This is a genomic window from Beijerinckia sp. L45, from assembly GCF_009765775.1.
GTDB lineage: Bacteria > Pseudomonadota > Alphaproteobacteria > Rhizobiales > Beijerinckiaceae > RH-AL1.
In genome coordinates this window covers 70,940-81,168 of record NZ_LMUU01000071.1, presented here as the reverse complement: position 1 = coordinate 81,168, position 10,229 = coordinate 70,940, and the positions used below count along the sequence as shown (strand labels likewise).

Below are 10,229 nucleotides of genomic sequence, written 5' to 3'. Positions count from 1 at the left end.
CTCGATCTTCTCCGCGCTCGTCTCGTTGGAGAACTGCACGCAGATTGAGTCAGAGCCAAAGTTCGCCGCCGATTGACACATTCGTCGATCGCGTAAACCCAGAGCCGATCCTCGTCGTCGGGATCCAGCGGCCTTAATTCGAAAGTGGGCAATTACTCAACCTCGCGACAATCAGCAGATGGATACGCGAAAGCCAAGGCAAAGGTTCTCTGGGGTTGAGACAGACCAGCTATGCCACGAAAACACTGCGAAGTGGCGAAGCCATTGCGGGTCGAGTTTCAGTGCGGTCCCGTGTCGAACTTGACCTACGTCGCCAGGTCACGAGGATCATAGCGATGCGTTGCATCACCGCATCCGCCACGCCGATCCGCTCCTAAAGCCAGCGCTTCCTGAACTCCCGATCTGCTCCGGCCATGATCGGCGGACCATGACCGAAGCATGCGACCTCGAACGCGTAGCCGGCGAGCCTCGTCAGACTGCTCCGGGCCTCGCCCACGTCCTCCTGCGCCGCCGCCAGCACCATTCCCTTGCGATTGATGCAGGCATCGGCCGCGAACAAGATGCCCCCTGCCCTTTTCCAGAGGAACGCGACCTGTCCGGCGCAATGCCCGGGGATGTGGATCGTCAGAATATCGTCGTCGAACGGAACGGCGACGCCATCATGCAGCAGACCGTCGACCTTCGTGGGTGCGGTCTTCCCCGGCAGCCGGCTCAGGAGGGCCGCCACGATCATGTTGCGCAATCCCGGTGCGGCGTGGATGGGCCGGGCCGGGCCGCCGGCTTCGATGATCGGCGCATCGAGGCCATGCGCATAAACCCGGGCGCCAGTCCGTTTCCTCAGCGCGGCCGCTCCGCCGATATGATCGGGATGGGCGTGCGTAAGGAGGATGTGGCGCACGTCCTCCGGCGCCCGGCCGATCGCAGCGATCCCATCGAGGATCTTGGCCGTGTCGCGGGCAAAGCCAGTATCGACCACCGCCAAGCCGTCAGCCGTTTCCAGCAGGTACACGTTCACGAGGCCCGGGATGATATGAAGCCCTGCGATCAACCCAGCCACTGCCATCGCTACCTGCCTCCCAACGCGTCCTCAGTCGACCGACAGCGGAAGCCCAGGCTTACCGCTTCCTCATCTTGACTTGCAGTTCGCCATACAGGGCTCGGTAGTCATACGTGGGGTAGAATTCGGTCCGATAACCACCCCACGCCTCGCCTTCGATCAGACGGTTGACGTCACGCAGACGCTCCGCCGGAAAGCGGATCGTAACGACCTGCCCGATGCCCATCATGACGTACCAGGAGACGACCTCGACGCCCGGCGGCCGGAAGTGGTCGAACCAGCCGGTCTCCTTCAGGTGCTCGTTGATCGCGTCGACCGTCTTGGTCTCGTCGTGGCGGAGGAAGATCGTCAGCATCTCCATGCCGGGCTGGCTCGTCGGGGCCGGATCCGGCTCGGCCCTGGCCGACCCGCTGAAGGCCGAGAGGAGGGGCAACGCCGCAAGGCCGCTCCAGAATGACCGACGCGTCTTCATGGAAGCTCCCGCACCTATTGTTTCAAAGACGAAGCCGCCGCGTCACTGGGACCAATCAGGAGCCTTCCCTCAAGTTCCTGCCTACCCGAGGGCGCGAGCATGGACCAGAAACATCGTTCCCGATGTCAGAAATCTGCCCACCAGGGCTCAGGTCTAGGAGCGATCGTAATGGCCAAAGTCGAGAGACGGTGGACGGACGATGCCGGTCCTCGTACCGTCGCGATGGACAATCACGTCGAGCTCCAACCGCAGATTGGGGGCCTCGGCGCAATCAAACCTGCGTTCGTTATGGACATCAAGCTTCAGCGTCCTGGCAATCTGGTCGCGTGCATCCCACTCGTCAATAGCGTAGACCCAGAAGGTCTCGTAGTCGAAATTCAAGCTCTTGACGCAGTACGTTGGCATTCGCCCAGCCCTCGGAATATTGGAACGCGCTTATCCTTTTGGGGAAAGATCGCAAGCAAATAGTTAGCGCTCGATAAGATTGACAGCCAAGGCATTACTGCAAATACGCAAGTCGGTTATTGGAGAACTACCTGGACGCGTGTGAGGTACATTGAAGCGCGCCTCTTCTCACCTTCAGTTGATGAAACTCGGTCGCAAGTGCGGCGTTCTGATGACGTAGGGGAACGTCTGATGACCAGTCGAGAGGCAGCGGAGGTCCTGTCCAATCCGAGAGGCCGCAGCGATGATGAGGTCTACCTGGCAGCTAAAGTAGTCCTGGTAAATTGCGGTCGCGAAACCGCGGCTGCGAAACGTGCCATAGACTTCATCGAACGTCTGCGACTCAAGCGATGGCGGATGGAGCGGGGTTAGTATGGGACCGAACGGTCTTCAGGTAAGGCACGCTGTTCATTCTCACCATCGCGGCCGCTCTGCGGAGACCAAAGTCAGTTGGTTTGCGGCCCGACCTTAGGCCGCGCGCCCGTTCGCGACGTTCACGCTGGTCAAAGGACAAGCATCGAAATGGCGCCAGACCGTCATCTAAAGCCAGCTTCCTTATGACCGAGCGGAGTCTTCCGCCCAACCATCCGAAGGCCATGCCGTTGTTGCTGACCAGGGCCGAGGGGTATGGCGCGTGGCTGCGGTCGCCGCGAATGAGCGGCCTCTCCACTGCTGAAGGTGGTCGCCAACGGCCAGAAAGATAATCGGCGCGACGGCCTGGAACCGCGATGGCCAAATGCCAGGGCGGCTACATCTCCTTCAGAGATGGTCGCGACCCTAACGACGTTGCTTCAGGTATGCTCTGGGCGCCTCCCCAAGCACACGCTTGAACATGGTCGTGAACGCGGCCGGATTGTCGTAGCCCAAATCGATGGCAACGGTCGTTATCGACGCCCCCGAAGCAAGGCGCGGAAGGGCGGCGACAAGGCATGCCTGCTGGCGCCACGTCATGAAACTCAGGCCCGTCTCGCGTCGAAAAAGACGTGTGAACGCACGCCGACTGATCCCGAGCGGTGTGCACCACTCGTCGATTGTCTCGTGCACGGACGGCTTAAGCACGAAAAGCCGACATCTTTGTGCCAGCGGGGCATGGTCTGGAAACGGCAGGGATAGCGGCAGCACCGGCAACCGTCGCATCTCATGCAGGATGAGCGACATCAACGCGCCCCCACGCCCCTCCAGATCGTAATCGACTGGAATCTCCTGCGCTTCGGCGATCAGGCTCTGCAGGAAAGGAGAAATGCCGACCACCTGGCAGCGCGATGGCATGTCGCCGGCGTGCTCCGGTTCCAGATAGAGGCTTTGAATGCTTGTCATGCCAAGCATCCGCACGTCGTGGACGACACCGGGCGGTATCCACATGCCGCGGCGGGGCGGCATGACCCAGGTCCCCTGTGGCGTCGCGAGCACGATCGTGCCGCTCGCGCCGAAGATCAACTGACCTCGTCGATGCCGATGCGGAGGGATGACATGGCCGTCCGGATGCTCGTTGGCCGCTGCGATCAGGGGCCGTGCAACTTCGTCGACCGCTTCGACACGGATGTTTCTGACCATGGCCCACTCGCGTAGGTTATAGGCCTGCAGGCGGTGGCGGGCCCGATCGTCCATCCTTAGGTTCGCGGCACGTCGAGCGCAATGCGTTTCGGACGTTGCCGAAGACAGGACAGATCTCGTGAACCAAATCGTCATTGATCGGCCGAAGGCCGGTGGAACCGTCTTTCCCGTGCTGGGCGCCGTCAGCTTCTGCCATCTGCTGAACGACATGATGCAGGCGCTCCTGCCCGCGATCTATCCGATCCTCAAAGGCGGATTCAATCTCAGCTTCGCGCAGATCGGCTTCCTGACCCTGACGTATCAGATGACGGCATCGATCCTGCAGCCCCTGGTCGGCCTCTACACCGACCGCAGGCCGCAGCCCTACTCGTTGCCGTTCGGCATGGGCGCCTCGATGATCGGGCTCGTCACGCTCGCCTATGCTCCAAGCTATGCCGTCCTCTTGGCGGGCGGCATGATGCTTGGTCTCGGATCGTCGATCTTCCATCCCGAATCGTCACGGATCGCGCGGCTGGCTTCCGGCGGCGCGCACGGACTGGCGCAATCCCTGTTCCAGGTCGGCGGGAACTTCGGCTCGGCGCTCGGGCCTCTGCTCGCCGCTTTCTTCGTCCTGCCAAGAGGTCAAAACAGCCTTGCGTGGTTCGCGCTCGCTGCACTGACCGGCATCGTTGTCCTTACGGGACTGGCGCACTGGTACAAAAGCAATGGACATGCGCGCCGACCGGCAAGAGGTCCCATGCCTCGGCACGCCACCTTGCCGCCAAACCAAGTCCGCCGGGCGATGGCGGTGCTGATCGCGCTGCTCTTTTCCAAGTTCATCTATCTCGCGAGCTTCACGAGTTACTACGTGTTCTTCCTGATGCATCGCTTCGACCTGACGACGCAGAATGCACAGGTCTGCCTGTTCGTGTTCTTCGCGGCCGTCGCTCTGGGCACCATCGCGGGAGGACCACTCGGCGATCGGATCGGACGCAGAAGGGTGATATGGGGGTCGATACTGGGGGCCCTGCCTTTCGCGCTCGTCCTACCTTACGCGACGCTTCCCGTGACGATCGGATTGAGCGTCGTAATCGGGCTGGTGCTCTCCTCGGCCTTCCCGGCGATCGTCGTCTATGCGCAAGACCTGTTGCCAGGCCGAGTCGGGATGGTATCGGGCCTTCTGTTTGGTTTGATCTTCGGGGTGGGAGGTATCGGGGCAGCAGCATTGGGTGGACTTGCCGACCACTTCGGGATCGACTTCGTCTACCGGGTCTGCTCGTTCCTGCCAGTCATCGGCCTCCTGACAGCGTTGCTGCCGGACGTGGAAACGGCAAAGCAGCTTTAGGGGAAGCACCGCATCGTTCCACCGGGCCCACGCACGGGCCCGGTGGAAACGCCAGATCGCGGCTTGGCCCATCGCACCTGCACCCCTTGATGCCCCGTGGATTGGTGGGAGCATCGGCAGGATCCGCGAAGTCCTGGCATTGCGAGAAAAATCAGCTCCGGTATCGAAACGAGACGGGAAGATCTCAGCCTTTCCTTCAAGGCTTTGGAATAGCGCTAGCCCCCTCGATCGCATATCGCTTGCATTGCGCCCGCAGCCTCATCTGGGCGCGTCGGCTAGCCAAACATCGGGTTCGGTCGCATCGCCGCCCCCAACGATCACTTAGCCGCTTTCGGGATGCCGGGGGAGTGCGTCGCGCCATCCGCGCCCGGCGTCGTCTCCCGACAGACCAACTACGATCGCCGGACACAGGAGCATCGATGTCGCGTGAGCCTTTGATCCATGACGGCATCAGCGATGCTTCGCACGACGTGCAGACGCTGGCCAATCGCGTAACGCACGAGATCGATAGCGTCCCGCCAGCGGCGCGACTCGCAGCGCTTGGTTTGCAGCACGTCCTTGTAATGTACGCCAACGCCGTCGCCGTTCCTCTAATAATCGGAGCGGCGCTAAAGCTTCCCAAGGACCAGCTATCCCTTCTCATCAGCGCGGATCTCTTCGCTTGTGGAATCGCCACGCTCATCCAGGTCATCGGCATCGGCAGTGTCGGGATCAGACTCCCCATCGTCATGGGCGTCACGGCGGTCGCGATCCAGCCGATGCTGGCAATCGCGGCCATGCCGGACATCGGCCTCCTCGGCATCTACGGCGCCGTGATCGCCGGAGGCCTGTTCGGCCTGCTGATCATCCCCTTCGTCGGCCGGATGCTCCCCTACTTTCCGCCGGTCGTCACCGGCTCGATCCTCACGATGATCGGCATAGCGTTGATCCGCGTGGCCGCGGCCTGGACCGGTGGTGGCACGGGCGCAAGTGATTTCGGCTCCATGAGGTCGTTGGCGATCGCCGCACTCGTGCTGGGCACGACATTGGCTACGATCCGCTTCGGGCGTGGGTTCCTCGCGAACGTGGCGGTTCTCGTCGGGATCGTCGTCGGCTACATCGTGACGTCCGCACTGGGCCTGATCGACTTCGACGGGTTGGCATCGGAACCGTGGTTTAGGGTCGTGCGTCCGCTGCAATTCGGCCTACCGACGTTCCACCTGGTCCCCTGCCTGATCATGTGCTTCGTGATGGTGATCGTGTTCATCGAGGCTACAGGCATCTTCCTCGCCCTGGGATCGGTGCTGGGCCGCCCGATAAGCACCGACGACCTCAAGCGAGGCCTGCGCGCCGACGCGATAGGCACCCTGATCGGCGGCGCGTTCAATACCTTCCCGTACCTGTCCTATTCGCAGAACGTCGGCCTCGTCAGCCTGACAGGGGTCCGCAGTCGCTGGGTCTGCGCCGCCGCCGGCGTCATCATGCTTGCGATGGGCCTGGTTCCGAAGCTCGCCTTCCTGGCGGCTTCGGTTCCGCCATCGGTGCTGGGCGGCGCAGGCATCGTCATGTTCGGAATGGTGGCTTCGACCGGGATAAAGATCCTGGCGGGCGTCGACTACAACGCCCGGCGGAACGATGCGCTCATCATCGCCGTCTCACTCGGCCTGGGCCTGATCCCGATCGTCCAGCCGCAACTCCTAAAGTCGTTGCCGGCGGCCCTCCAGCCGGTGGTGAACGATCCCATCCTGCTCACCGCCGTCGTGGCGCTGCTGCTGAACGCGGCGTTCAATCATCCTTGGTTGGCAGCGTCCGCGAATGGTCGCGTCATGCGAGATCGGGATGGATGAACCGTTGGCGATCGCCGGCGGCGTTGGCGGTCTGTTGGCGAAAGCGACGCCCATGTCTATGCGCAGGACTTGCTTCGGGGCGGACCTTCGACCAGGCGCCCCTGCGGACGCCCTTGCTCCGCGAATACTTAGAGCCAGTACCGCTTGGCATAAAGGCCGAACATAAAGAGGCCGGCCACAATCACGCCTGCTCGAACCCAAGACGCGGGCAGGATGCGGATCAAGCCGCCGCCAGCATAGCCGCCCAGCAAGGCACCGAAAAGCATCACGGATGTCTCAGGCCATTGCACCAGGCCTTGCTGGATGAAGATGGCCGTCGCTGCGAAGCTTACCCCGACCGCAAGGAGGTTCTTCAAGGAATTGATCGATCTGAGGTCGCCGACCTCGGTGATCGATAGAACGACTGTGATGATGACGCCGAGGGCGGCGCCGAAAAACCCGCCGTAGATCGATGCGAGCCCTAATGCCATCGATGCCGTTGCTTGGCTGGAAAAGCCCAGATGCGGTTGCGCCGCGGTCCAGGACTGGATCGTCGGCGCGAACGCAAAGAGCAGCGTAGCGAAACCGATCAATGCCGGAATAGGCTTTGTGAAAGCGGTTTCGGGCACGAGCCTTAAGATGACGGCGCCTGCGACGCCACCTATCAACGATGTGGCGGAGAGCACGATCATGCGCTGGTCTGGCGGCGGTAGGCGCTTCCGGTCGGCGATCGCCGCGAGAAGATGACCTGGCATGATGGCGACCGCGTTGGACGCATTGGCGATCACGGGCGGCAGACCGGCGTAAAGCATCGCCGGGAACGTCCGCCAGCCAAGGCGTTGACGAGGCTTCCAGCCACCCCGGCAAAAAACAACAGTAGGTAACGTGAACCAATTCAGCGTCATCCTCCCTGCGTGTCTTCTAGGGAGCATCGGCAAGTCGTGTCTGGAATGGATGTGATCGGGGCGATCGTTGCCGATAACGTCCGGATGTCGCGCCGAACGCGCTTCACGAAACAACCGACCCATATGACTTTGATCGGCGAAGCCCGTCCGCGCAGCGACATCCGCGAGATCGCCGTCAGCCCTTGACAGCGGGGGACGGCGCTGAGCTGACAGGCGACAGAAAAAGCATGGGGCGGAATGCCATGGTCACCGCGGAACCGTCGAGAGAACGCTTCGCGGGTCATGCCCGACCGGGCTGCGACCGCACTGACCGACGCGGGTCTTCTCGCCTGTTCGTGCAGGAGCACCGTCGTTCCCAGAGCGGATCCAAGCTCGAAGATGCCCGTCACCGGTGCGATGCTCGCCCCAATGCCATGAAGGCTCAGAAGCTCCTCGACTAGAGCACGCGTCGACCCAACCCGATTTGAAGTGGATGCAGATACGCGTTCAAGCATGCCGTAGGGCTTTGGGTCGGAAGTGGCTGATGCGGAACGCGGGCTGGAAAGACGATGCATTGGCCCGCGTTCAGAACGATCTCCTGGCCGAGGACCCTGAACGCCCGCACACCGGCCAGCACGATCGTCACCTGGATCTCGTCGTGGAAATGAATGCGCAGTCCCGGGGCGGCATTCAAACTGAGGAACCCGATCTCCGCAATCCAGTCGGCGTCCGCAGCTTGGTATCTCCAAGTATTCCTAGCGGAGCGGGTTGCTGTAAGCAAACTTCACCTGACTTCAATCAAGAGTGCCGCCATCGCATTGGCGCTCGAGGCGGCGCTCGACCGGCCTCGGCGCGCCGCACCAGCGGCGATCGGCGTCACGAGAGATCGGGAAGGATGAGCGGTTCGCGATCCTCGACGATCGCCGCCTCCAGCATCTCGATCCGGTCCTGGCCCCAGAACGGTTCGCCCTTGTAGATGTAAAACGGGGCGCCGAAAACCTGGCGTGCGATCGCGTCCTTCGTCAGTCGATCTGCGCGCTCGAACAAGGACCGGTTGTCGGCGCCTGCCATCAATCGGTCGCCGTCCAATCCGCTCCGATCGGCTAGGCTGGCGATGGTGGGTGGGTCGGCGATGTCCAGTTCGTCCGCCCAGACAGCCTTGAGACCGGCATGGACGAAGGCGGCGACGTCGCTGCCCTCCGACGTCGCTTGTAGAAGGACGCGGTGGGCGAGCGCCGGATCCGCCGGGTAATACCTGGGGTGCAGAACCAAGGGTATAGCGTTGATCCTGCGCCACCTCTGCATCTCGAGAAGCCGATACGCCTGCCGTTGCGGCGCCCGCTCCTTCACCGGCTTGCCACCGCCCGCCGCGAAGATCGCGAGGAGATCGATCGGCGTGTAGACGACGTCGAGATCCCTACGGCGCACCAGATCCTGAAACTTAAGACTGCCCACGTAGGACCATAGCGACAAGAAGCTGAAGACGTACTCGACCTCAGGCTTGGGGTCGGCTCGGATTTGCGACACGGTCCGGCTCCTGTTCTGGAAGCAAGCCGCCATGGGGCATCGCTTCCGTCCCTTGATAGGACGCTCTTCGATCGGAATACAATGCTTGCGCCTGGTTTCGCCCCGATACCGCCGGGCCCTGCTACGATCGCGGCCGTACAGCATCGCGTTCGACGGCCTAGATCGTCGCCGCAACACGGGCATCCGCCATTGCGAATCGATCCGTTGCTGTTACTAGAGCGATGGATCCGGATACGAAGTAAGATCGGCGAAGCAATGGCGAAGAAGACCATCACAGTGAAGGCCGAGGCGATGGCCGCCGCCCCACCCAAGAAGGCGCCGGCTACGAAAAAGGCCGTTCCGCTGCTTACGGCCGGCGTCCTCGGCGACAAGCTCGCGTCAACCTTCGAGATCCCGAAATCGCACGGGAAGGCCTTCGTCGACGAGGTTTTCGCGCAGATCGGCCTCACCTTAAAGAAGGGCGGCAAGGTTCAGATCGCCCATCTCGGCGTGTTCCAGGTCAAGAAGCGCGCGTCGCGCAACGGTCGGAATCCATCAACCGGTGAAGCGTTGAAGATCAAGGCGTCGAAGCGGGTGGCGTTCACGACTGCGCGGGATCTCAAGGATCAACTGTAGGCCGGCCCAGGGCTCGGGCTCGGTCGTGAGCCCGCCGTCGGCACCAGGCGGCGTCCAGCGAGCGGGAGACGGAACACGTGCGGACCGGCGCGTCGGCAGCGCTTCGCCTATCCATCGGCCCGCGTTCGACGCTCAACGCTCGGGTGATACACCCAGCCGTCTCCCGCGGAATGGCACTCGATCCGGAGGAATAGTTTACCACCGCCGATACGCAAGCTTTGCGAGGTATCAAGGCTCCAAACAAACGGGCAGCTGGTTATAAGCTCTCGACGGACATCAGCGGTTGCGGCGCGGAATCCTGCGTGGTCTGATTAGAGCTCGCGCCGGTAGGGCGCGCGCCGCGACCAAGGTTGTCCATGCCGATCCGCCCGCAGCATCGCTGGCTCTACCCGATCGACTGGGTGCAACTGTCCGCGTCCATCCGCTTCAGAAGAGCCAAGGGACGCTGTGAACGGTGCGCACGGCCACACGGTCGCACCGTCCTCCATCTTGGCGACGGGCGTTGGTGGGATGATGACCTGTGGCGCGACGGCAGGAGCTCGATCGC

Annotated in this window: 11 protein-coding genes and 1 pseudogene; 5 read left to right on the top strand and 7 right to left on the bottom strand. The window is 62.4% G+C overall.

Annotated features, from left to right (window positions below; all coding sequences use genetic code 11):
* Positions 1–373 precede the first annotated feature (373 nt).
* The 4 genes from GSQ79_RS08055 to GSQ79_RS08040 all read right to left on the bottom strand — a co-directional run bounded on the left by GSQ79_RS08055 (position 374) and on the right by GSQ79_RS08040 (position 3,581).
* Positions 374–1,063, bottom strand: coding sequence for an MBL fold metallo-hydrolase (locus GSQ79_RS08055; protein WP_158808198.1), 690 nt, complete (start codon positions 1,061–1,063; stop codon positions 374–376).
* A gap of 52 nt (positions 1,064–1,115) precedes the next feature.
* Positions 1,116–1,529: a hypothetical protein gene (locus GSQ79_RS08050; protein WP_158808197.1), complete on the bottom strand. Its 414-nt coding sequence runs from the start codon at positions 1,527–1,529 to the stop codon at positions 1,116–1,118.
* A 153-nt stretch (positions 1,530–1,682) separates the two neighbouring features.
* Positions 1,683–1,910, bottom strand: coding sequence for a hypothetical protein (locus GSQ79_RS08045; RefSeq protein WP_158808196.1), 228 nt, complete (start codon positions 1,908–1,910; stop codon positions 1,683–1,685).
* Positions 1,911–2,750: 840 nt separating this feature from the next.
* Positions 2,751–3,581 carry a helix-turn-helix domain-containing protein gene (locus GSQ79_RS08040; RefSeq protein WP_246725182.1) on the bottom strand — a complete coding sequence of 277 codons (831 nt, stop codon included), beginning with the start codon at positions 3,579–3,581 and terminating at the stop codon, positions 2,751–2,753.
* Between the two features lie 64 nt (positions 3,582–3,645).
* Here GSQ79_RS08040 and GSQ79_RS08035 point away from each other — a divergent pair, with 64 nt between their 5' ends.
* Positions 3,646–4,851, top strand: coding sequence for an MFS transporter (locus GSQ79_RS08035; protein ID WP_158808195.1), 1,206 nt, complete (start codon positions 3,646–3,648; stop codon positions 4,849–4,851).
* A 419-nt stretch (positions 4,852–5,270) separates the two neighbouring features.
* Complete coding sequence (locus tag GSQ79_RS08030) at positions 5,271–6,677, top strand: nucleobase:cation symporter-2 family protein (RefSeq protein ID WP_158808194.1); 1,407 nt, start codon at positions 5,271–5,273, stop codon at positions 6,675–6,677.
* A 128-nt stretch (positions 6,678–6,805) separates the two neighbouring features.
* Here GSQ79_RS08030 and GSQ79_RS08025 read toward each other — a convergent pair whose 3' ends face one another.
* Positions 6,806–7,561: a sulfite exporter TauE/SafE family protein gene (locus GSQ79_RS08025; protein ID WP_246725181.1), complete on the bottom strand. Its 756-nt coding sequence runs from the start codon at positions 7,559–7,561 to the stop codon at positions 6,806–6,808.
* 51 nt (positions 7,562–7,612) lie between these two features.
* On the opposite strand from GSQ79_RS08025, the gene GSQ79_RS30045 reads away from it, so the two are divergent.
* Positions 7,613–7,747 carry a hypothetical protein gene (locus GSQ79_RS30045; RefSeq protein WP_256378999.1) on the top strand — a complete coding sequence of 45 codons (135 nt, stop codon included), beginning with the start codon at positions 7,613–7,615 and terminating at the stop codon, positions 7,745–7,747.
* A 250-nt stretch (positions 7,748–7,997) separates the two neighbouring features.
* Here the strand turns inward: GSQ79_RS30045 and GSQ79_RS30285 are convergent, their stop codons facing one another.
* Both GSQ79_RS30285 and GSQ79_RS08015 read right to left on the bottom strand, forming a co-directional pair.
* Entirely contained in the window at positions 7,998–8,234 is a 237-nt protein-coding gene (locus GSQ79_RS30285) for a cupin domain-containing protein (RefSeq protein WP_158808193.1), read from the bottom strand.
* A 182-nt stretch (positions 8,235–8,416) separates the two neighbouring features.
* The gene (locus GSQ79_RS08015) at positions 8,417–9,067 is read right to left on the bottom strand and encodes a 2-hydroxychromene-2-carboxylate isomerase (RefSeq protein ID WP_246725179.1); all 651 of its coding nucleotides are present in this window, start codon (positions 9,065–9,067) and stop codon (positions 8,417–8,419) included.
* Between the two features lie 255 nt (positions 9,068–9,322).
* Between GSQ79_RS08015 and GSQ79_RS08010 the strand changes: the two genes are divergently transcribed.
* Both GSQ79_RS08010 and GSQ79_RS28930 read left to right on the top strand, forming a co-directional pair.
* Positions 9,323–9,682, top strand: coding sequence for an HU family DNA-binding protein (locus GSQ79_RS08010; RefSeq protein WP_158808191.1), 360 nt, complete (start codon positions 9,323–9,325; stop codon positions 9,680–9,682).
* A 356-nt stretch (positions 9,683–10,038) separates the two neighbouring features.
* A pseudogene (locus GSQ79_RS28930) lies at positions 10,039–10,229 on the top strand (hypothetical protein); the annotation flags it as partial.